Source organism: Cupriavidus sp. 01L46, assembly GCF_056399905.1.
In genome coordinates, this window is the sequence record NZ_JBFTSF010000054.1 from 1 (window position 1) to 22,278 (window position 22,278).

Annotated in this window: 18 protein-coding genes; 8 read left to right on the forward strand and 10 right to left on the reverse strand. The window is 67.1% G+C overall.

Going from position 1 to position 22,278, the window contains the following annotated elements; genetic code table 11:
* Positions 1–3: 3 nt before the first annotated feature.
* Positions 4–1,836, reverse strand: coding sequence for an ABC transporter ATP-binding protein (locus AC1DS3_RS12165; RefSeq protein ID WP_477127235.1), 1,833 nt, complete (start codon positions 1,834–1,836; stop codon positions 4–6).
* 372 nt (positions 1,837–2,208) lie between these two features.
* On the opposite strand from AC1DS3_RS12165, the gene hutU reads away from it, so the two are divergent.
* The 5 genes from hutU (at position 2,209) to hutG (ending at position 9,379) form a co-directional block, all read left to right on the forward strand.
* The gene (gene hutU / locus AC1DS3_RS12170; RefSeq protein WP_477127236.1) at positions 2,209–3,894 is read left to right on the forward strand and encodes a urocanate hydratase; all 1,686 of its coding nucleotides are present in this window, start codon (positions 2,209–2,211) and stop codon (positions 3,892–3,894) included.
* Between the two features lie 2 nt (positions 3,895–3,896).
* A complete protein-coding gene (gene hutH / locus AC1DS3_RS12175) occupies positions 3,897–5,429 on the forward strand; it encodes a histidine ammonia-lyase (protein WP_477127237.1) in 1,533 nt (510 codons plus the stop codon).
* Between the two features lie 103 nt (positions 5,430–5,532).
* On the forward strand, positions 5,533–6,933 hold the full coding sequence (locus AC1DS3_RS12180) for an amino acid permease (RefSeq protein WP_441635051.1): 1,401 nt from the start codon (positions 5,533–5,535) through the stop codon (positions 6,931–6,933).
* A gap of 185 nt (positions 6,934–7,118) precedes the next feature.
* Positions 7,119–8,426, forward strand: coding sequence for an MFS transporter (locus AC1DS3_RS12185; protein WP_441635049.1), 1,308 nt, complete (start codon positions 7,119–7,121; stop codon positions 8,424–8,426).
* On the forward strand, positions 8,423–9,379 hold the full coding sequence (hutG, locus tag AC1DS3_RS12190; protein ID WP_441635047.1) for a formimidoylglutamase: 957 nt from the start codon (positions 8,423–8,425) through the stop codon (positions 9,377–9,379). The genes AC1DS3_RS12185 and hutG overlap by 4 nt, the downstream gene beginning before the upstream one ends.
* A 95-nt stretch (positions 9,380–9,474) precedes the next feature.
* On the opposite strand, the gene AC1DS3_RS12195 is transcribed toward hutG, so the two are convergent.
* Positions 9,475–11,151 carry an L-lactate permease gene (locus AC1DS3_RS12195; protein WP_477127238.1) on the reverse strand — a complete coding sequence of 559 codons (1,677 nt, stop codon included), beginning with the start codon at positions 11,149–11,151 and terminating at the stop codon, positions 9,475–9,477.
* 426 nt (positions 11,152–11,577) lie between these two features.
* On the opposite strand from AC1DS3_RS12195, the gene AC1DS3_RS12200 reads away from it, so the two are divergent.
* On the forward strand, positions 11,578–12,231 hold the full coding sequence (locus AC1DS3_RS12200; protein ID WP_477109378.1) for a LysE family translocator: 654 nt from the start codon (positions 11,578–11,580) through the stop codon (positions 12,229–12,231).
* Between the two features lie 49 nt (positions 12,232–12,280).
* On the opposite strand, the gene AC1DS3_RS12205 is transcribed toward AC1DS3_RS12200, so the two are convergent.
* The 8 genes from AC1DS3_RS12205 to AC1DS3_RS12240 form a co-directional block, all read right to left on the reverse strand.
* Positions 12,281–12,925, reverse strand: coding sequence for a glutathione S-transferase family protein (locus AC1DS3_RS12205; protein ID WP_441635041.1), 645 nt, complete (start codon positions 12,923–12,925; stop codon positions 12,281–12,283).
* A 155-nt stretch (positions 12,926–13,080) separates the two neighbouring features.
* The gene (locus AC1DS3_RS12210; protein WP_441635039.1) at positions 13,081–14,268 is read right to left on the reverse strand and encodes an aminotransferase-like domain-containing protein; all 1,188 of its coding nucleotides are present in this window, start codon (positions 14,266–14,268) and stop codon (positions 13,081–13,083) included.
* Between the two features lie 39 nt (positions 14,269–14,307).
* Positions 14,308–14,637: a DHCW motif cupin fold protein gene (locus AC1DS3_RS12215; protein WP_441635037.1), complete on the reverse strand. Its 330-nt coding sequence runs from the start codon at positions 14,635–14,637 to the stop codon at positions 14,308–14,310.
* Positions 14,638–14,742: 105 nt separating this feature from the next.
* Entirely contained in the window at positions 14,743–15,201 is a 459-nt protein-coding gene (locus AC1DS3_RS12220; RefSeq protein ID WP_441635035.1) for a RidA family protein, read from the reverse strand.
* An 11-nt stretch (positions 15,202–15,212) separates the two neighbouring features.
* A complete protein-coding gene (locus AC1DS3_RS12225; RefSeq protein WP_441635234.1) occupies positions 15,213–16,151 on the reverse strand; it encodes a DMT family transporter in 939 nt (312 codons plus the stop codon).
* Positions 16,152–16,233: 82 nt separating this feature from the next.
* A complete protein-coding gene (locus tag AC1DS3_RS12230) occupies positions 16,234–16,872 on the reverse strand; it encodes a LysE family translocator (protein WP_477127239.1) in 639 nt (212 codons plus the stop codon).
* Positions 16,873–16,889: 17 nt separating this feature from the next.
* Positions 16,890–17,606: an alanyl-tRNA editing protein gene (locus AC1DS3_RS12235; RefSeq protein WP_477127240.1), complete on the reverse strand. Its 717-nt coding sequence runs from the start codon at positions 17,604–17,606 to the stop codon at positions 16,890–16,892.
* A gap of 64 nt (positions 17,607–17,670) precedes the next feature.
* A complete protein-coding gene (locus AC1DS3_RS12240) occupies positions 17,671–18,363 on the reverse strand; it encodes a VOC family protein (RefSeq protein WP_441635029.1) in 693 nt (230 codons plus the stop codon).
* A gap of 270 nt (positions 18,364–18,633) precedes the next feature.
* Between AC1DS3_RS12240 and AC1DS3_RS12245 the strand changes: the two genes are divergently transcribed.
* Complete coding sequence (locus AC1DS3_RS12245; RefSeq protein ID WP_477127244.1) at positions 18,634–20,055, forward strand: aminotransferase-like domain-containing protein; 1,422 nt, start codon at positions 18,634–18,636, stop codon at positions 20,053–20,055.
* A gap of 163 nt (positions 20,056–20,218) precedes the next feature.
* Complete coding sequence (gene htpG / locus AC1DS3_RS12250) at positions 20,219–22,132, forward strand: molecular chaperone HtpG (RefSeq protein ID WP_441635027.1); 1,914 nt, start codon at positions 20,219–20,221, stop codon at positions 22,130–22,132.
* Positions 22,133–22,278 lie beyond the last annotated feature (146 nt).

Below are 22,278 nucleotides of genomic sequence, written 5' to 3' on the forward strand. Positions count from 1 at the left end.
GCTCTACTCCACCCCCACAAACCCCCCAGTCTGATGCGCCCACAACCGCGCATAAAGCCCCCCACGCGCCAGCAACTCCGCATGCGTGCCGCTTTCGGCGATCCGCCCGTCCTCCAGCACCACCAGCCGGTCCATCCGCGCAATGGTGGACAGGCGATGTGCGATGGCGATCACCGTCTTGCCCTGCATCAGCGTCTCCAGGTTCTCCTGGATGGCGGCTTCCACTTCGGAGTCCAGCGCCGAGGTGGCTTCATCCAGGATCAGGATCGGTGCGTTCTTCAGCAGCACCCGTGCCACGGCAATGCGCTGGCGCTGGCCGCCCGACAGCTTCACGCCGCGCTCGCCCACCTGCGCATCCAGCCCCGTAGCCCCATGCGCATCGCGCAAGCGTGGAATGAACTCGCCGGCATGGGCGTCGTTGGCCGCAGTGAGCAGCTCGGCCTCGCTGGCGCCGGGGCGGCCGTAGCGCAGGTTGTCGCGGATCGAGCGGTGCAGCAGCGACGTRTCCTGTGTCACCATGCCGATCTGCGCGCGCAGGCTKTCCTGCGTGACGCCGGCGATGTCCTGGCCGTCGATCAGGATGCGTCCTTGCTCCACGTCGTACAGCCGTAGCAGCAGGTTGACCAGCGTCGACTTGCCGGCGCCGGAGGGGCCGACCAGGCCGATCTTCTCGCCCGGGCGCACGATCAGGTCGATGTTCTCGATCACGCCCGAGCCCTTGCCGTAGTGAAAGCCCACGCCTTCGAAGCGCACTTCGCCGCGCGTGACGCGCAGCGCCTGCGCGTTGTCGCGGTCGCCGACCGTGCGCGGCACGGAGATGGTCTGCAGGCCATCCTGCACCTGGCCGATGTTCTCGAAGATGCCGCTGATCACCCACATGATCCAGCCCGACATGCTGACAATGCGGATCACCAGCCCGCTCGACAGCGCAATCGCGCCGACGCTGATATGGCCCTGGCTCCATAGCCACAGCGCCAGCCCGGTGGTGCCGGCGATCAGCAGGCCATTGAGCGAGGTCACGGTGAAATCCATCGCGCTGACCATGCGCCCGGACAGGCGTGCCTTGTCGGTCAGGTCGGCCATGGCTTCGCGCGCGTAGTCCTCTTCATGGCGCGTGTGGGCGAACAGCTTGAGCGTGGTGATATTGGTATAGCCGTCGACGATGCGCCCCATCAGCCGCGAGCGCGCGCCGGTGGCGGCAACCGAGCGCGCCTTCACGCGTGGCGTGAAGTACAGCATGGCGGCCACGTAGCATGCGATCCACGCCACGAGGGGAATCATCAGGCGCCAGTCGGCTTGCGCGAACAGGTAGAGGGAGCTGGCCGCGTAGATCAGCACATGCCAGATGGCATCCACGGCCTGCACCGCTGAATCGCGCAGCGAGAAGCCGGTCTGCATGATGCGCTGCGCAATGCGCCCGGCAAAGTCGTTCTGGAAAAACGACAGGCTCTGCTTGAGGACGTAGCGGTGGTTCTGCCAGCGCACCAGGTTGCCCAGGCTCGGGTTGATGACCTGGTGCACGAGGATGTCGTGCAGGCCGTTGAAGAACGGGCGCAGCAGCAGCGCCACCACCGCCATCCACACCAGCTCGGCGCGGTGGCGCGCGAAGAAGTCGGCGGGCGGCGTTGCTTGCGCCAGGTCGACCAGGCGGCCGAGAAAACCGAACAGCGAGACTTCGATCAGCGCGCCAGCCAGCCCCACGCCCAGCAGCAGCGCAAAGACCGGCCACACCTCCCGCAGGAAATAGGCGTAGAAGCGCCAGATCTGGCCGGGCGGCTGGGTGTCGGGGAGGGCGCGGAACGGGTCAATCAGCCGTTCCAGGAAACGCATCAGCATGGGAGTCCAGGGGTGTTCCGCGGTGACCGCTTGGTCCGGGGCGCAGGCGTGCTCGCCAGGGTGGTATCGATGCCATGGGCATGCGGCGGATCAGGAGCATGATACCGCGCTTGCACATCGCCGCTATCCGTACCCGCGGCAGTCGGGGCAGCGGAGCGTCCATGTCGCGGTGCTGGACCGCGTGCTCGGAGCGGCGAGCACTTTCCGTCGTTCTCATCATTTAAGCAATCATAAGCGCACTTTTCCATCCATACCTGTGGTTTGTCTCCGGGAATACCCCAATTTATCCTTGCTTGTCTATACAACACTATACATACCTAGCATGGCTGAACAGACCGGTTCGAGCCGGCCTTATTGACCCAAGGAGTTCCCGTGAGCAACACCGACCGCTTTCGCGATGTAGAGATCCGCGCCCCGCGCGGCAACCAACTGAACGCCAAGAGCTGGCAGACCGAAGCGCCGCTGCGCATGTTGATGAACAACCTCGACCCGGAAGTGGCGGAGAACCCCAAGGAGCTGGTGGTGTACGGCGGCATCGGCCGCGCCGCGCGCAACTGGGCGTGCTACGACAAGATCGTCGAGACGCTCAAGACGCTGAACGACGATGAGACCCTGCTGGTGCAGTCCGGCAAGCCGGTCGGCGTGTTCAAGACCCATAGCAACGCGCCGCGCGTGCTGATCGCCAATTCCAACCTGGTGCCGCACTGGGCCACCTGGGAACACTTCAACGAGCTCGATGCCAAGGGCCTGGCCATGTACGGYCAGATGACCGCCGGYAGCTGGATCTAYATCGGCAGCCAGGGCATCGTKCAGGGCACCTACGAGACCTTCGTCGAAGCCGGGCGCCAGCATTACAACGGCAACCTCAAGGGCCGCTGGGTGTTGACCGCCGGGCTGGGCGGCATGGGCGGCGCGCAGCCGCTGGCCGCCACGCTGGCCGGCGCCTGCTCGCTGAACATCGAGTGCCAGCAGGCCAGCATCGATTTCCGCCTGCGCACCCGCTATGTCGACGAACAGGCCACCGACCTCGACGACGCGCTGGCGCGCATCGCCAAATACACTGCCGAAGGCCGCGCCGTTTCCATCGCGCTGTGCGCCAACGCCGCCGAAGTGCTGCCCGAACTGGTGCGCCGCGGCGTGCGTCCGGACATGGTCACCGACCAGACCAGTGCGCACGATCCGCTCAACGGCTACCTGCCGGTGGGTTGGACCTGGGGCCAGTACCGCGACCGCGCGCAGACGGAGCCGGCTCGTGTGGTCAAGGCCGCCAAGCAATCGATGGCGCTGCATGTGCAGGCCATGCTGGACTTCCAGAAGATGGGCGTGCCCACGTTCGACTACGGCAACAACATCCGCCAGATGGCCAAGGAAGAGGGCGTGGACAATGCCTTCGATTTCCCCGGCTTCGTGCCGGCTTACATCCGGCCGCTGTTCTGCCGCGGTGTCGGCCCGTTCCGCTGGGCCGCGCTGTCCGGCGATCCGCAGGACATCTACAARACCGACGCCAAGGTCAAGGMGCTGATCCCSGACGAYGCSCACCTGCACCGCTGGCTGGACATGGCGCGCGAGCGCATCAGCTTCCAGGGCCTGCCGGCGCGCATCTGCTGGGTTGGCCTTGGCCTGCGCGCCAAGCTTGGCCTGGCGTTCAACGAGATGGTGCGTAGTGGCGAGTTGTCGGCGCCGGTGGTGATCGGCCGCGACCACCTCGACTCCGGCTCGGTCGCCAGCCCCAACCGTGAAACCGAAAGCATGCAGGACGGCTCCGACGCCGTGTCCGACTGGCCGCTGCTCAACGCGCTGCTCAACACCGCCAGCGGCGCGACCTGGGTCTCGCTGCATCATGGCGGCGGCGTGGGCATGGGCTTCTCGCAGCATTCGGGCGTGGTGATCGTGTGCGACGGCACCGACGAGGCGGCCGCGCGCATCGCCCGCGTGCTGCACAACGATCCCRCCACCGGCGTGATGCGCCATGCGGATGCCGGCTACGACATCGCCATCGAATGTGCACAAGAGCAGGGCCTGAACCTGCCGATGCTCAACAGCAAAAAGGAAGCCTGAACGTGAACGCGCTGAACCTGAAACCTGGTCAACTGACCCTGGCGCAGCTGCGCCAGGCCTATCTGCAGCCGCTGCGCGTGAGCCTGGACGCCGGGGCCGCCGAGGCCATCGCCGCCAGCGTGGCCTGCGTCGAGAACATCGTTGCCGAAGGCCGGACCGCCTACGGCATCAATACCGGCTTCGGCCTGCTGGCGCAGACCCGCATCGCCCGCGAGGACCTGGAGAACCTGCAGCGCTCGCTGGTGTTGTCGCACGCCGCCGGCGTGGGCGAACCGCTCGACGACGCCATGGTGCGGCTGATCATGCTGCTAAAGATCAATAGCCTGGCGCGCGGCTTCTCCGGCATCCGCCGCAAGGTGATCGACGCGCTGATCGCCCTGGTCAACGCCGAGGTCTATCCGCATATCCCGCTCAAGGGCTCGGTGGGCGCCTCTGGCGACCTGGCGCCACTGGCGCATATGTCGCTGGTGCTGCTGGGTGAAAGCCGTGCCCGCTACCAGGGCGAATGGCTGCCGGCGCGCCAGGCGCTGGCCCGCGCCGGCCTGGAGCCGMTGACCMTGGCCGCCAAGGAAGGCCTGGCCCTGCTCAACGGCACCCAGGTATCCACCGCTTACGCGCTGCGCGGCCTGTTCGAGGCCGAGGATCTGTTTGCCGCGGCCACGGTATGCGGCAGCCTCAGCGTCGAGGCCATGCTCGGCTCGCGCGCGCCTTTCGACGCGCGCATTCACGCGGTGCGCGGCCAGCGCGGCCAGATCGATGCGGCTGCCACCTATCGCGGCCTGCTGACCGATACCAGCGAGCTGGCGCGTTCGCATGCGCAGTGCGACAAGGTGCAGGATCCGTACTCGCTGCGCTGCCAGCCGCAGGTGATGGGCGCCTGCCTGACGCAATTGCGGCAGGCCGCCGAGGTCCTGGAAGTGGAGGCCAACGCGGTCTCGGACAATCCCTTGGTGTTTGCCGCCGAAGGCGACGTGATCTCGGGTGGCAACTTCCACGCCGAACCGGTGGCGATGGCCGCCGACAACCTGGCGCTGGCCATCGCCGAGATCGGCTCGCTGTCCGAGCGCCGTATCTCGCTGATGATGGACCGGCACATGTCGCAGCTGCCGCCTTTCCTGGTAGCGAACGGCGGCGTCAACTCCGGCTTCATGATCGCCCAGGTCACCGCCGCGGCGCTGGCCAGCGACAACAAGGCGCTGGCCCATCCGCACAGCGTCGACAGCCTGCCGACCTCCGCCAACCAGGAGGACCACGTGTCGATGGCGCCGAATGCCGGCAAGCGCCTGTGGGCGATGGCCGAGAACGTGCGCGGCATCCTTGCCGTGGAGTGGCTGGGCGCCTGCCAGGGCCTGGACTTCCGCGAAGGCCTGAAGAGTTCGCCCAAGCTCGAACAGGCACGCAGCCAGCTGCGCGCCGAAGTGCCCTACTACGAGAAGGACCGCTTCTTCGCGCCGGACATCGAGACGGCGAGCCGCTTGCTGGCGGCCGGCACCCTGAACGCGCTGCTGCCCGCGCGGTTGCTGCCCAGCCTCTGAGGCTGGGGCATGACGCCCGGCGGCGGGACGCCTGCCACGCAGCAGGCCCCGCCCCGGGCGCGACAGAAGACAGAAGACAGAATAATGATTCGGAGACAAATAGATGCAAGAGCAGTCGCAAGGCCTGCAGCGCGGCCTCAGCGCCCGTCATATCCGCTTCATGGCGCTCGGATCGGCCATCGGCACGGGACTTTTCTACGGCTCGGCCTCGGCCATCCAGGCCGCGGGACCGGCGGTGCTGCTGGCCTACGTGATCGGTGGTGCCGCGGTCTACATGGTGATGCGCGCGCTGGGCGAGATGGCGGTGCGCAATCCGGTGGCGGGTTCGTTCGGCCAGTACGCCAGCACCGGCCTGGGGCCACTGGCGGGTTTCCTGCTTGGCTGGACCTATGCCTTCGAGATGATCGTCGTTTGCCTGGCGGACGTGACCGCCTTCGGTATTTACATGGGCTTCTGGTTCCCGGACGTGCCGCGCTGGATCTGGGTGCTCGGCATCGTGTTCCTGATCGGCGGCCTCAACCTGCTCAGCGTCAAGGTGTTCGGTGAGCTGGAGTTCTGGCTTTCGCTGCTGAAGGTCGGCGCCATCGCCGCGATGATCGGCGGCGGCGTTGCCATCATGCTGTTCGGTTTTGGCATGGCCGACGGCGGCGTTGCCACCGGCATCCACAACCTCTGGGCGCACGGCGGCTTCATGCCCAACGGCATTGCTGGCGTGATCGCCTCGTTCGCCGTGGTGATGTTCGCCTTTGGCGGCATCGAGATCATCGGCATCACGGCCGGCGAGGCGCGCGACCCGGAGCGCGTGATTCCGCGTGCGATCAACGCGGTGCCCCTGCGCATCCTGCTGTTCTATGTGCTGACGCTGGCGGTGCTGATGTCTCTCTATCCTTGGCACCGCATCGGCAGCGAGGGCAGCCCCTTTGTGCAGATCTTCAGCCGGCTGGGCATTGGCTCGGCCGCCGCGTTGCTCAATGTCGTGGTCATCTCCGCCGCGGTATCCGCCATCAATAGCGACATCTTCGGCGCTGGCCGCATGCTGTACGGCATGGCGGTGCAACGGCAGGCGCCACGCATCTTCGCCAGCGTATCGCGCAAGGGCGTGCCCTGGATGACGGTGGTGGTGATGGCCTTCGCCTTGCTGGCCGGCGTGGTGCTCAACTACGTGATGCCCGAGGACGTGTTCACGCTGATCGCTTCCATCGCCACCTTTGCCACGGTCTGGGTGTGGCTGATGATCTTGCTGTCGCAGGTCGCCTTGCGCAGGCGCATGAGCCGCGCCGAGGTGGCGGCGCTGAAGTTCCCCGTGCCGTTCTGGCCGGTAGCGCCGCTCGCGGCCATCGCCTTCATGCTGTTCATCTTCGGCGTGCTCGGCTGGTTCCCGCAGACCCGCGCGGCGCTGCTGGTAGGCGCGGTGTGGCTGCTGCTGCTGGTGGTGGCGTGGTGGTGCTGGGGACGCCCGCGCGGGCAGGAGGGTGCGCCTGCTTCCTCCCTTGCGGCGGACTGAGACATGCGCGGACCATGCCTGGGCATGGTCCGCGTTGCCTGGCATCCGTCTAGCCGGAGGCCAGGGTAACCGGCAGCGCACGCCAACCCCGCGCGCTGCCGTAGTGGCGCGAACAACACCCTCTCTGGGTTGCGCTCACCGCCCGCTTGCGGGCGGCCAGGATTTTCTTGCTTCGGAGTTTCATCATGTCCATTGACAACACCATTCCCGGCATAGCGGCCCAGCATGCCGCCACGGCCCGGCCGCTGTCCAGGTTCAAGTCCATCGCGGCCATCACCGTTGGCAACGGCCTGGAGTTCTACGACTTCGTGGTCTACAGCTTCTTCGCGACGCTGATCGGCCGCCTGTATTTCCCGGTCTCCGATCCCACCGGGCAGTTGCTGTTGTCCTTCGCCACCTTCGGCGTGGGCTTCCTGATGCGCCCGCTGGGCGGCCTGCTGATCGGCATGTATGCCGACCGTGTCGGGCGCAAGCCGGCGGTGGCGCTGACGCTCTGGCTGATGGGCCTGAGCTCGGTGATCTTCGTGGTGACGCCGACGTATGCGCAGATCGGCATGCTCGCGCCGATCATGATCCTGCTCGCGCGCCTGGTGCAGGGCTTTGCCATCGGCGGGGAGATGGGTGCCTCCACGGCACTGCTGCTGGAATATGCCGACGACCGCTCGCGCGGCTTCTATACCAGCTGGCAGCCGTTCAGCCAGGGCCTGGCAGCGCTGTTCGGCGCGCTGGTTGGCTTGCTGCTCAGCAATGTGCTGGAGCAGCAAGCACTGGAGGCATGGGGCTGGCGCCTGGCCTTCGTGATCGGCATCCTGGTGATCCCGGTGGGCCTGGTGATTCGCCGCCGCCTGGAAGAGACGGCGCCGGCCGCTGGCGAGTCGGAGCACGGTTCCACGCTGCAGCTGCTGCGTGAGCACGGGCGTGCGCTGGTGGCCAGCATCCTGTTGATGATCGGCGTGGCTTCGTCGACCTATATCGTGGTGTACTACCTGAGCAACTATGCCGTTAGCCAGCTGCATATGCCGCTGTCGCTGGGCATCTGGGCCGCTTGCGTGGCCGCTGCCGTGCAGGTCGTGCTGTCGCCGTTCGCCGGCTGGCTGAGCGACCGGGTGGGCCGGCGCCCGGTGGTGCTGTGGTCGCGCGTGGCCTTGCTGCTGATGATCTATCCCGCTTTCGTGCTGATCAACGCCGAGCCCGGCCTGACGCGCCTGCTGCTGGTGGTGGGTTGCCTCTCGGTGCCGATGTCGATGACTTCGCCCGCGTCGATGGTGCTGGTCAGCGAGGTGCTGCCGCAGCGCATGCGCGCCACCGGCCTGTCGATTGCCTACTGCGTGGCGATTGCCATCTTCGGTGGTTTCGCGCAGTTCTTCTCGACCGAGCTGATCCATCTCACCGCCAATCCCAACGCGCCCGCGTTCTACGTGATCGGCTGCGGCCTGATCTCGCTGATCGGCCTGGCGATGGTGCCGGAAACCCTGGGCCGCCGCCTGTCATGAGCGAACGGGATCCAAAGGCCGCAGCGCCGGGCAGCATCTGGCACGGCCGCAGCGATGCGGGCGAGCTGGGCGACACGCGCCGGCTGTTCAATGTCGTGCGCGCGCAAGGCGCCGAGCGCGTGCCCGGCGCCCCCGTGCTGCTGGGCTTTTGCTGCGACGCTGGCGTGCTGCGCAACCAGGGCCGTCCCGGCGCGGCCGGTGGCCCGCGCGAGATCCGCCGCGCGCTGGCCGGCATCCCGGCCCATGGCCTGGAAGCGTTCCACGATGCGGGTGACGTCGTCTGCCACGATGGCGATCTCGAGACCGCGCAGCAAGCGTTGGCAAAAGCGGTCGCGGCCGAACTGGCGCAGGGTGCATTCCCGCTGGTGCTCGGCGGTGGCCATGAGATCGCCTGGGGCACCTGGCAGGGCCTGCGCGCGCATCTCGATGCGCGTGGCGACCACGGCCGCGTGCTGGTGATCAACCTCGATGCGCACTTCGACCTGCGCACCGGCCGTCCCGGCAGTTCGGGCACGCCGTTCGACCAGATCGCGCAAGCTTGCCGCGAGCGCGGCGAGCGCTTCGAGTACGCCTGCCTGGGCGTCAGCCGTCTTGGCAACACCGCAGCGCTGTTCGCGCGTGCCCAGGCGCTTGGCGTGCACTACGTTGAGGACGTGCAGATGCAGGAGCGCCACCTGGACGCGCGGCTTGCCGAATTGCAGGGGCTGATGGATGCGGTCGATCACGTCTACCTCACGATCGACCTCGACGTGCTGCCGGCGGCAGTGATGCCGGCGGTCTCGGCGCCCGCCCCTTATGGCGTGCCCCTGCCCGTGGTGGAGGAGGTGGTGGCGCTGGTGCGCGCCAGCGGCAAGCTGCGCGTGGCGGACCTGGCGGAGTTCAATCCGCTCTATGACCGCGACACCTGCGGCGCTCGGGCTGCGGCGCGGCTGGCTTACCGGTTGGTGGCCTGAGGGCCGTGGTCATCGTCATCGTCATCGCCATCGCCGTAAAGAAAACCCCCGCCTGCAAGGGGCGGGGGTTCGTCATGGGCGCGCGGCGCGCCAGCTCAGTGAATMACCATCTGCGTGAACGGATGCACATAAGCCTGCAGCGTAATGAACAGCCCCACCAAGATCGCCAGCGCGATCGAGTGGAAAAACACATAGCGCAGGATCTCGCCTTCGTGCCCGTACCACTTGGTGGCGGTGGACGCTACCACGATGGACTGCGCATCGATCATCTTGCCCATCACGCCGCCCGAGCTGTTGGCCGAGGCCATCAGGATCGGCGATAGGCCCAGCTGCTCGGCCGTGGTTTTCTGCAGGCCGCCAAAGAGCACGTTGGAGGCAGTGTCGGACCCGGTCAGCGCCACGCCCAGCCAGCCCAGCATGGTGCCAAACAGCGGGTAGAGCACGCCGGTGTGGGCAAAGGCCAGGCCCAGCGTGGCATCCAGGCCCGAGTAACGGGTCAGGTAGCCCACGCCGAACATCGCGCAGATGGTCAGCAATGAATACTTCACCAGCTTGATGGTCTCCCAGTATTCCTTGACGAGGCGCGGCACGGAGTAGCCCATCAGCAGGCCGCCGAGAATGCCGGAGACCAGGATGCCGGTGCYGGCCATCGACAGCACGTTGAAGGTGAAGACCGCGCCTTCGGCTGTGGCTTTGGGCACCACCGGCGGCACCTTGAACACGGCTTTGTCGAGGCCGGGGATGGGGAATTTCCATTGCCACAGGCCGTCCATCAGCTTCTTGAATTCCGGCACGCCCCAGACGAAGACGAACACGGTCAGGATCACCCAGGGCATCCAGGCCTTGACCACCGAGATGCCGGTGGAGGCGGCGCTGGCGCGGGCTTCGGCGGCCACCGCTTCGGGGTCGTCGACCTTGGAGTCGTCCCTGCGGCCGAGGATGCGCGTGGAAGTCCAGATTTCCTTGGGCTTCCAGACCTTCAGGAACAGCGTCAGGCTGCCCATCGACACCAGCGCKGCAATCACGTCCACCAGCCAGGGGCCGTGGAAGTTCGACACCAGGAACTGCGGCACGGCAAAGGTGACGCCGGCCACCAGGATCGCCGGCCAGATCGCCAGCATGCCGCGGAAGCCGGCAAAGGCCCAGATCAGCCAGAACGGCACGAGCACCGAGAAGAAGGGCAACTGGCGGCCGACCATGGCCGAGAGATGCAGCAGGTCCAGTCCCGTCACCGCGGATAGACCGATCAGCGGCGCGCCCAGCGCGCCGTAGGCCACCGGCGCGGTATTGGCGATCAGCGCCAGGCCGGATGCCGCCAGTGGCGAAAAGCCAAGGCCGATCAGGATGGCGCCGGTGACCGCCACCGGCGTGCCGAAGCCGGCGGCGCCTTCGAAGAAAGCGCCGAAGCTGAAGGCCACCAGCAGCAGTTGCAGGCGGCGGTCTTCGGTGATGCCGGAGATCGAGTTCTGCAGCACCTTGAAGGAGCCGTTGATGGTGGTCAGCCGGTGCAGGAAGATGATGTTCAGCACGATCCAGCCGATCGGGAACAGCCCCGAAGCAATGCCCAGGCCGGCGGCCTTGCCGGCCATCGCGGCGGGCATGCCGAACACCGCGGAGGCAATGACCACGCCGACCACCAGCGCCAGCCCCGCGGCCAAGTGGGCCTGCAAATGAAAGAAGGCTAGCGCCGCCAGCAGTACGGCGACGGGAATCCCTGCTGCCAGCGTGGACAATGCCAGGCTGCCTAGCGGGTCATAGACTTGAGTCCACACGATGAGTCCTCCTCGGGTTGGGGCGACAGGTTGCTTTTGTCTTTTGTATTAGGCGTATTAGGCCCAGGCTGCCGTGTCGTCTTCTTGTCCGGGCGCGCATTGCCAACCTGCCAACCGAGCGACCAGCAAACTCCGGATTCTAAGGATGGGTTCCTGCCGCGCTGCCCTAAATCCGGTCACCGTCATCGTGAGCCGGATTCATGGCTCAGGGTTTGCCTGGGGGGCAGGTTGGCGCACTCGCTGCCTTATTGGCAGAGTACTCCAAACCACTCGATACGCAAATGTATGCTGGCCAGGCCCGTGGTGGCAGAATGTGCCGGTCGTCCTTTTGCGCCTTGGCGCTGCCGATAAGCCGACCGGACCGGCATGAAAGGTGGCGTTCCTCGTTCCCTGTTCCTCGTTCCCTGTTTCTGAAGGAGCATTGCCATGCTGCCCATCCTTCCCGGCGGTCACGTGCTTGCCGCTTTCCTGCTGTCCAGCCTGTTGCTTGCGGTGACGCCGGGGCCGGCGGTGATCTACATCGTCGCGCGCACGCTGTCGCTAGGCCGGCTTGCCGGCCTAGCTTCGGTGACGGCCGTGGTGCTGGGCAACCTGGTCAATGTGCTGGCGGCCGCGCTGGGCCTGGCGGCGCTGTTCGCGGTGTCGTCGCTGGCCTTTGCCGTGATGAAGTACGCCGGCGCGGCCTACCTGGTCTACCTGGGGGTGCGCGCGCTGCGCGCGCGACCGGCCGCTGCTGCGCAGACGGACCCGGCTGCTGGCGGCGCCGGGCTGCGGCGGGTGTTTCGCGATGGCTTCGTGGTGGCCTTGTTCAACCCCAAGACCACATTGTTCTTCGCTGCCTTCCTGCCGCAGTTCATGGACCCCGCCATCGCGGCGCTGCCGCAGAGCGTGGCCCTGGGCGGTACCTTCGTCCTGATCGCCGCCACCACCGATTGCTGCTATGTGCTGGCCGCGGCGGCGTTGTTGCCCCTGCTCGCGCGCGCCAGGGGCGCGCAGGCCGTGGGCCGCTACCTGACGGGCGGCGCGCTGATCGGGCTGGGGCTGCTTGCCGCGGTGTCGGGCGGGCGCAACAGCAAATAAATCGGCCAGTAAATCAGCAGGCCAGTAAATCAGCAAATAAGGACGCGGCTCAGACCAGCGGCAGCGTCAGGATGGTGCGGGCGGCAGGCCGTGCACGCATGGCCGCTGCCCAGCGCTCAAGGTGCGGGCGGGGCTGGTGTGTGACCGGCAGGCCCAGCCAGCGGTGGGCGGCGCAGGCAACCGGGATGTCGGCCATGGTGAAGCGGTCGCCGCAGATGAATTCACGCTGCGCCAGGGCTTCGTCGAGCCGGGCCGCGAGCGGTTCGGTGCGCTCCAGGGAGCGGGCGGTCAGGTCGGGGTCGCGCTGCTCGGCGGGCAGCCGCACCAGGTGGCGGAATGCGTCGACCATGGCCGGGCTGAAGGCGTTGGTTTGCCAGTCCATCCAGCGGTCGGCCAGCGCGCGCGCCTTGACGTTGCCGGGCCACAGGGTGTCCTCGCCGTCGTGCGCGCAAAGGTAGCGCACGATGGCATTGGATTCCCACAGCACAAAGGGCTCGCCGCCCACGTCGGTGCCGCGGAAATCCTCGATCACCGGGATGCTGCGGTCGGGGTTGAGCCGGACATAGGCCTCGGTATCGAGGTCGCCCTCGCTGACGCCAATGTCGATGCGTTCGTGATCCAGGTGCAGCTCGCGCGCGCACCAGACCACTTTCTGCACGTTGATCGATGAGAGTCGACCCCAGATACGCAGCACGAAAACCTTCTCCTTAAGGCGTGGGCCGCGCATGCGCAATGCCTGCGCGTTCACGGCCCGGACTGACAGGCGATGGCCGTTATCTTGCCATGAAGCCCGCCAGCCCGGTATCAGCCAGGGACGTATCCGTGCCACGCGTGTCGCTCAAGCGACGCTCAGGCAGCCTTGGCTTGCGGCGCGTGCCTGGCGATGGCTTCGCGGAACAGCGTGCCGAGGATGGCCACGCCTTGCTCGATGCGTTCCGGCGCCACCGTGACAAAGGCCAGGCGCAGCGCATTGCGGCGCGGGTTGCTGGCGTAGAACGGCGCGCCCGGCACATAGGCCACATTGCGGTTGACCGCTTCTTGCAGGATCTCCATGCTGTCCAGGCCTTCGGGCAGCTCCATCCAGATGAACATGCCGCCCTCTGGCGCGTTCCAGGTTACGCCTTCCGGCATGTGGCGTGCGAGCGAATCCAGCATGGCCTGGCACTGCGCCGCGTAGAGCGTGCGGATGGTGGGGATATGCGAGTCCAGCAGGCCATCGCGCACCACTTCATAGGCCAGGCGCTGGGTGAAGCTGGGTGTATGCAGGTCCGACGCCTGCTTGGCCTGGCACAGCTTGAAGTGCAGCTCGGGCGGGGCGATCACGAAGCCCAGGCGCAGGCCGGGGGCCAGGATCTTGGAGAACGAGCCCATGTAGATCACGCCGTCGGGGTTCATCGACAGCAGGCTCGGCAACTGGTCGCCGCGATAGCTCAGTTCGCCGTAGGGATCGTCCTCGACCAGCAGCACGCCGAGCTCGCGGGCGCGGGCCACCAGGGCCTGGCGGCGCTCCAGCGGCATGCGCCGTCCGGTGGGGTTCTGGAAGTTGGGCAGGGCGTAGAGGAAGCGCGCGCCGGCGGTCAGCTCGGGCGTGAGCGATTCCGGCAGCAGGCTCTTATGGTCGCCCGGCACCGAGACGAATTCGGGCTCGAACAGCGAGAAGGCTTGCAGCGCGCCGAGGTAGCTGGGCGTTTCCACCAGCACCGGGCTGCCCGGATCGATCATCACCTTGGCGATCAGGTCCAGCGCCTGCTGCGAGCCGGTGGTGATCAGCACGCGCTCCACGTCCACGTTATGGCGCTTGGCGATGAATTCACGCAGCGGCATGTAGCCTTCGGTGGCGGCGTACTGCAGGGCGGCTTGCGGGTTGTCGGCGAAGATCCGGGCCACCGCTTGTTCCATGGCCGCTACCGGGAAGGTGGCCGGCGACGGCAGGCCGCCCGCGAAGGAAATAACTTCCGGACGCTCGGTCACTTTCAGGATTTCGCGGATGGCCGAGCTGGTCAGCTGTTGCGCCCGGCGGGAGATGGCCCAGTTCATGATGTTCTCTTGGTGTGTGGGGAGTCGGGTTGGCTCGACTCAGTCAACAATAAAAAGCCGCGCCCCGGTCGGGGTGGACGAACGGTGCGGCTCGGCCTGGTCGGCGACCTGGTAGCTCGTGCCCGCGCGGAGCACGAAATGCCGGCCGTCTTCCAGCTCGGTATGCAACTCGCCTTCCAGCACAAAAAGGATGTGCCCTTTGGTGCACCAGTGATCGGCGAGATACCCGGCAGAATACTCCACCATGCGAACGCGGATGTCGCCGAACTGGCGGGTGCGCCAGAGGGCTTCCCCGGCGTCGCCGGGGTGGCGGGTCGGGGTGATGTCAGACCAGTCGGTGGTGCCGAAAGGCAGGTTGTCGATGCGCATGGGTGGGAGGTGCCTTCAGTTGGTTGGGCGCAGGGCGGGAGGTATCCCCCGATCCCTGGCCCGACTTCAATTCACTTTGTCCGTGCCTTCTAGCGTGACGCCGGCTTACTTCACTTCGACGATCATCTCGATCTCGACACAGGCGCCCAGCGGGATCTGCGCTACGCCAAAGGCGCTGCGGGCATGCTTGCCGGCCTCGCCGAAGACTTCCGCCAGCAACTCCGAGGCGCCGTTGGTCACCAGGTGCTGCTCGGTGAAGTCTTCCGTGGAGTTGACCAGGCTCATCACCTTGACGATGCGCTTGACGCGGTCCAGGTCGCCGCCCAGGTGGGTGTTCAGCGTGGCCAGCAGGTCCACGGCGATGCCGCGCGCGGCAACCTTGCCGTCTTCGGTGCCCAGGTCCTTGCCCAGCTTGCCTACCCAGGGTTTGCCATCCTTGCGGGCAATGTGGCCCGAAAGGAATACGGTGTTGCCGGTTTGCGCGGCCATGACGTAGGCGGCGGCCGGTGCGCCAGCGGTGGGCAGTGCGATGCCGAGGCGGGCAAGGGTGTCGTGAACGGACATAGGGTCTCCAGTCAGAGGGATCGTCCCGTAGGGGCAGGGTGGGGTTCTTCGACGGCGGGCGCGGGCATGGGACTCGCGGGCGCGCTGCGCACGGCGGTACGGCGGCCCAGGGCCACCACGCCGATCACCGCCACCGCAAACGCCAGGGTGACGGCATCGAGCGGCTCGGCCAGCAGCAGGGCGCCGCCCGCCAGCGTGAGGAACGGCTGCAGCAATTGTATCTGTCCGACGCGCGCCACGCCGCCTTTTGCGAGCCCGGCGTACCAGAACAGGAAGCCGATGAACATCGAGAATACGGAAACATAGCCCATGCCGAGCCAGGCGCGCGGCGTGGCGGCTGCGATCTGGCCGGCATGCGCAAGCCCAAGCCACGCCACCACCGGCAGCAGCAGCGGCAGCGCCACGGCCAGCGCCCAGCTGATGGTTTCCAGCCCGCCAAGCTCGCGCGACAGCTTGCCGCCCTCGGCATAGCCCAGCGCGCCCAGCACCATCGCCGCGAACAGCAGCCAGTCGGCATGCTGCAGCCCGCCAGCGCCTTGCCACAGGGCAAAGGCGACCACCAGCGCACTGCCGCCGGCCGCCGACAGCCAGAATGCCGGCGACGGCCGCTCGCGGCCGAACCACGCGGCGAAGACCGCCGTGGCCAGCGGCAGCAGGCCGGTGATGATGGCGCCGTGGCCGGCCGGCACTTCACGCATGGCCAGCGAGGAAAACAGCGGAAAGCCCACCACGACGCCCAGCGAGGTCACCCCCAGGCGCCACCACTGGCCGCCCCGGGGACAGCGCGCGCGGGCGAACGCGCCGCGCTGCCACAGCAGCACCAGCGCCAGCAGCGCCGCCACCACCGCACGGCCGAGCGCGACGAAGGTGGCGTCCAGTTCGGCCACAGCCATGCGCGTGAAGGGCAAGGTCTGGCTGAACACGGCGACGCCGACAAAGCCAAGCAGCATGCCGCCGCTGTGGGTGTCAGCAGGGGAGCTAGCGATGGGTTGGACAGAGGTGGATTTGGCAGCCATGGCGTTTGAGTTTGAATCAGTGCAGGGTGGGCCGGCCGGCCAGCGCAATCCACAGCGCCGTGAGTGCCAGCGCCAGGCCCATTGCGCGGTTGAACCAGCGGATGCGGTGGCCAACCTGCAGCCATTGCCGCAGCGTGGCGCCAATCACGCCATACACGCCATTGCTGACAAAGCCGAACACGGCGAACACCGCGCACACCAGCAAGGCCCGATGCACTGGCGACTGCGCGCCCGCCATATACGAGGCGGCTGTCGCCAGCGCCAGCATCCATGCCTTGATATTGGCGTACTGCAGCACGGCCGACTGCCACACCGACAGCGGGMGCAGCACCTGCTTGTCCGACAGCACGGTGCTGCGCGCCAGTTTGAGCGCCAGCCACAGCAGATAGAGCACGCCGGCGGCGTGCACCAGCAGCGCTAGCGCCGGGCTGGCCAGGATCAGCGCGCCCACGCCCGCCGCGCACAGCGCCAGGATGCTGGCAAAGCCGAACGCTACGCCCACGCAGTGCGGCAGCGCGGCGCGCAAGCCAAAGTTGGCGCCGGTGACCGCGGCAATCGTCGTGTTGGGGCCGGGCGTGAAGGCGCCGACTGCCATCAGCGACAGCAGTGCGGCGAACTGGGCGGCCGACAGCCCGGTGAGCAGTGCGGGATCCATCTATCGTCCTGCCGCTCTCACGCAGCGAACTGCACGACCACGCGGCGGTTGGTGCGGCTCTTCTTTTCTATCTTGGTCACCAGCACGGCGCCGATCTCGCCGGTGGCCGCCACATGGGTGCCACCGCAAGGCTGGCGGTCCACGCCGGGGATGTCGATGATGCGGATGACGCCGCTGCCAGCAGGCGGCGCCGCGCCCACCGTGCGCACCAGCTCGGGCTGCTCGGCGAGTTGCTCGGACGTGATGCGCTCCACCTGCACGCGGCTGTCGGCGCCGATCAGCGCATTGAGCTGCTCGGTGAGCACGGCCTTGTCGAGTGTGGATTCCGGCAGGTCGAAGTCGATGCGCGCCGAGTCGGGCGAGATGCCGCAGCCGGTCACTGGCACCGGGATCAGCGAGCCCAGCAGGTGCAGGCAGGTATGCAGCCGCATCAGCCGGTGGCGGCGCTCCCAGTCGATCGTGACGGCCACGATGTCGCCCGGCTCCGGCAGCGCGGTACCCGGCGCCGGCACGTGCAGGATATGGCTGCGGTCCGGTGCGTACACGGTTTCCAGCAGTTCGATGGCCGCGCCGTTGGCCAGCTTGAGCGTGYCGGTATCGCCCGCCTGGCCGCCGCTGCGCGCGTAGCACACGGTCTGGTCGAGTTCGATGCCGTCAGCGTGCACGGCTACCACTGTGGCGGTGCAGCTGCCGAGATAGGCGTCGTCGTCGAAGCGTTTGCGGGTGGCGGACATCGAAGGGGCTCCTTGGCGGTTGTTCTTGTGGTTGCAGCTTCTTTTGTGTCTTGCGGCGCTAGCTTCAGCGCAGCGTGCGCACGCCATCGGGCGTTTCTATCTCCGCGCTCAGTTCCGCGAGCGTGGATGCTTCCGGGACGAACTGGGTGCCGCCCAGCCATTGCAAGGCCTCGGCCAGCCGCGCGGCCTGCGGATGGCGCGCCCGCAGCGAGCGCAGCGCCAGGCCCTGGTTCGGCAGCCGGGACGACGGATGGGTCGATACATCCCACTGGATCAGCGTGGGGAGGATGCCATCGCCCGGCGTCGCCGCGCCGTCCGTACCCTGTGCATCGTCAGCCGGCCACGCGGGCAGTCTGCCGTCTTCCGGCACGGTGATGCGCCAGCGCAGGTCGCCACGGGTCATCGGGATGACCGGCGCGATACGCGTGGGGTACTGCGCCTGCCACAGGGACAGGTCGGTGGGGCGTTCCACCCGCGCGACCCAGTGCATCAGGAAGGGACCATGGCGCAGGCGGGCCTGCACTGCCTCGGTGTCCAGGCCAAACCAGCGCGGGCGCGCGAGGGCCGGTGCCTCGGGGTCGATGGCGATGACTTCCAGGTAGATGCCGCCGAACAGGCCGAGCAGGCAATTGTGGGTGCCCATGCCAGGGTGCGCGCCGCCCGGCTGGGGCGTCACGCCGAGCGCGTCGGCGACATGCTGCGCCCCCGCTTCAAGCGTGGGCGCGGCGATCACGAGATGGTCGAGGGCAATTGGCATTGTGTGTTGATGGTAGACAAGGTTGTCGGTACAGTACCGATACAGTTATGCAGAACATTCTCAGTACAGTGGTGGGAGCAGGGCATGAACAGCAGGGAACCGGTTGCGCCAGGGCTCAAGGATAAGGGAGCCGCGGCAGGCAAGCAGGAGGGCGCGGCGTTCCACGCTGGCGAACAGGCTGGCAAACAGGCTGGCAAACAGGCTGGCAAACAGGCTGGCAAACAGGCTGGCAAACAGGCTGACGAGCAGGTGCGCTCATTGCGCCTGGTCATGCCGCCCCCCACCGAGCGCATGCCCGACCCCGTGCCCTCGGCGCAGATGACGCTGGTGGAGCAGTTGACCGAATGGGCGCKGCTGCGCATCGACGAGCGGGTCTTCCGCGCCGGCATGCGCATGCCCTCGATCCGCCAGCTCGCGCAGGAAAAGGGCATCTCGCGCTTCACCGTGGTCGAGGCCTATGAGCGGCTGGTGGCGCTGGGCTATCTCGAATCCCGCCGCGGCTCGGGCTTCTATGTGCGCGAGCGCACGCCGCAAGTGGCGGCGGTGGCCCCGGTTTCGACCGGCGCGCGCAACATCGACGTGACCTGGCTGCTGCGCAGCATGTTCCACTCGACCGAGCCGCATAAGTCGCCTGGAATGGGCTTCCTGCCCAACGACTGGCTCGACGGCGACCTGATCGCCAGCGCGCTGCGCGGCCTGGGACGCCAGCCGGGCAGCCACTTCCTGGCCAGCGGCACGCCGCAGGGCTTCCTGCCGCTGCGCCAGCAACTGCGCAACCGCCTGGCCGAACTGGAGATCGGCGCCACCCCCGAGCAGATCGTGCTCACCTCCGGCATCACCCAGGCGCTCGACCTGATCGCCCGGCTCTACCTGCGCCCCGGCGACGCCGTGCTGGTGGGCGACCCGGCGTGGTTCGTCATGTTCGGCCGCTTCGCTGCCCAGGGCGCGCAGCTGATCGGCATGCCCTACACCGCCGAGGGCCCGGACCTGGAGGCGCTGGAGCGCATCCTGCAGGCGCGCCGCCCACGCCTGATGGTGATCAACTCGGTGCTGCACAACCCCAYCGGCACCTCGCTGTCGGCCGCCAAGGCCTTCCAGCTCCTGCGCCTCGCCGAGCAGTACGACCTGCTGATCGTCGAGGACGACATCTATTGCGATCTGTGCCCCCCGGGTCACTCCGCCACCAGGCTGGCCAGCCTGGACCAGTTGCGCCGGGTGATCTACCTGGGCAGCTTTTCCAAGACGCTGGCCGCCAACCTGCGCGTGGGCTTTATCGCCGCCCATCCGGAGCTGGCCGCCACCCTGACCGACAGCAAGCTGCTGGCGGGCCTGGCTTCGCCGGAGATCAACGAGCGCGTGCTGTACAAGGTGCTGACCGAAGGCCACTACCGCAAGCACGTGGAGCGCGTGCGCAACCGGCTCGACCGGGCGCGCGACGAGACCCGGCGCACCATCGAGCGGATGGGCCTGTCGCTCTTCCCGGGCCAGCACGCCGGCATGTACCTGTGGGCGGACACCGGGCGCGATACCAACGCCATTGCCGTCGCCGGGCATGAGGAGGGCTACCTGTTCGCCCCCGGCAGCTTGTTCTCGCCGTCGCAGATGCCGTCCGGCTGGATGCGCTTCAATGTGGCCAGCAGCCAGGACCCTGCCATGCTGGCTTTCCTGGCGCGCCAGCTGGAGCGGCGCTAACCGGGTCCCAGCCGGGTCACGTCTTGAAAACCGGTCGGACGCCCTTATGTTTCGGGTCACCGGCCTGACGCCGGCCGGCAGCCTCCTTCCCGGGGCGCCAGCCCGCCACATTGCCTAGATTCCCAAATCAGCCAAGTTAGCCAAGATTGTTAAGAGGAGAACCATGACCGCACCGCACGAGACGATGAGCTTCCAGGCGGAAGTGAAGCAACTGCTGCACCTGATGATCCACTCGCTGTACAGCAACAAGGAAATTTTCCTGCGCGAGCTGGTTTCGAATGCTTCCGACGCCACTGACAAGCTGCGCTTCGAGGCGATTGCCAACCCGGCCCTGCTCGAGAACGACGCCGACCTGGCGATCCGCATCGAGGCCGACGCCAAGGCCCGCACGCTGAAGATCACCGACAACGGCATCGGCATGAGCCGCGACGAGGCGATCCGCAACCTTGGCACCATCGCCCGCTCGGGCACCAAGGAATTCTTCCAGCAGCTCTCCGGCGACCAGCAGAAGGACGCCGCCCTGATCGGCCAGTTCGGCGTGGGCTTCTATTCGGCGTTCATCGTGGCTGACAAGGTCACCGTGGAAACGCGCCGCGCCGGCCTGCCCGCCAGCGAAGCCGTGCGCTGGGAAAGTGCAGGCGACGGCGAGTTCACCGTCGATGCCATCGATCGTGCCGAGCGCGGTTCCACCGTCACGCTGCACCTGCGCGAAGGCGAGGACGATTTCCTCTCCGCCTGGAAGATCAAGGGCATCATCCAGAAGTATTCCGACCACATCTCGCTGCCGATCCGCATGCCCAAGGAAGTCTGGGATGCCGAGACCAGCGCCTACAAGGAAACGGGCGAGTGGGAGAGCGTGAACCAGGCCAGCGCCCTGTGGACCCGCTCCAAGTCGGACATCACCGAAGAGCAGTACACCGCTTTCTACCAGCACATCGCGCACGACAACGAAGCGCCGCTGGCCTACACCCATAACCGCGTCGAAGGCCGCAGCGAATACACGCAGCTGCTGTACGTGCCGGCGCGCGCGCCGTTCGATATGTGGGATCGTAACCACAAGGCCGGCCTCAAGCTCTATGTGAAGCGGGTCTTCATCATGGACGATGCCGAGCAGCTGCTGCCGGCTTACCTGCGCTTCGTCAAGGGCGTGGTGGATTCGGCCGACCTGCCGCTCAACGTTTCGCGCGAACTGCTGCAGGAAAGCCGCGACGTGAAGGCCATCCGCGAAGGCTGCACCAAGCGCGTGCTGTCGATGCTGGAAACGCTGGCGGACAGCGAGGACGAAGCCGAACGCGCCAAGTACACCACCTTCTGGCAGCAGTTCGGCCAGGCCCTCAAGGAAGGCCTGGGCGAAGACGCCGCCAACCTGGAGCGCATCGCCAAGCTGGTGCGCTTTGCTTCCACCCATCAGGACAGCGCCGAGCAGAGCGTAGCGCTGGCTGCCTACGTGGGCCGCATGAAGGAAGGCCAGGACAAGATCTACTACGTCACGGCCGATAGCTGGGCCGCGGCCAAGTCGAGCCCGCACCTGGAAGTGTTCCGCAAGAAGGGCATCGAAGTCCTGCTGCTGACGGACCGCGTGGACGAATGGATGCTGTCCTTCCTGCGCGAGTTCGATGGCAAGGAACTGGTCTCGGTGGCACGCGGCGACCTGGAGCTTGGCGCGCTGGCCGACGCCGACGAGAAGGCCGAGCAGGAGAAGGCCGAAGGCGACTGGAAAGACGTGCTGGAACGCGCCAAGGCTGTGCTGGATGGCAAGGCCAAGGACGTGCGCGTCACGCTGCGCCTGACCGCGTCGGCCTCCTGCCTGGTCTCGGACGAAGGCGACATGAGCGGCTACCTGCAACGCCTGCTGAAGCAGGCTGGTCAGAAGGCGCCCGACGCCCAGCCCATCCTGGAGCTGAACCCCGACCACGCGCTGGTGAAAAAGCTGCGCGCGCTGGCGGAGGCCGGTCCCACGGACGACGCCTTCGGCGACCGCGTGCATGTGCTGTTCGACCAGGCCCTGCTGGCCGAGGGCGGCACGCTCGAAGATCCGTCGATCTACGTGCAGCGCGTCAACAAGCTGCTGGCGTAAGCGTAGCGGGTTTGCTCCCTTGTTCCCCTTTCCCGCGTGTGTGCAACTGTGGGGAGGGGGGCGGAGCAGAGGGCGGGCGCCGGCATCAGGCTGACGCACACAAGCCGCGCCGGCGCCTGTCCTCCCCCGGGGCCAAGTACACTCAC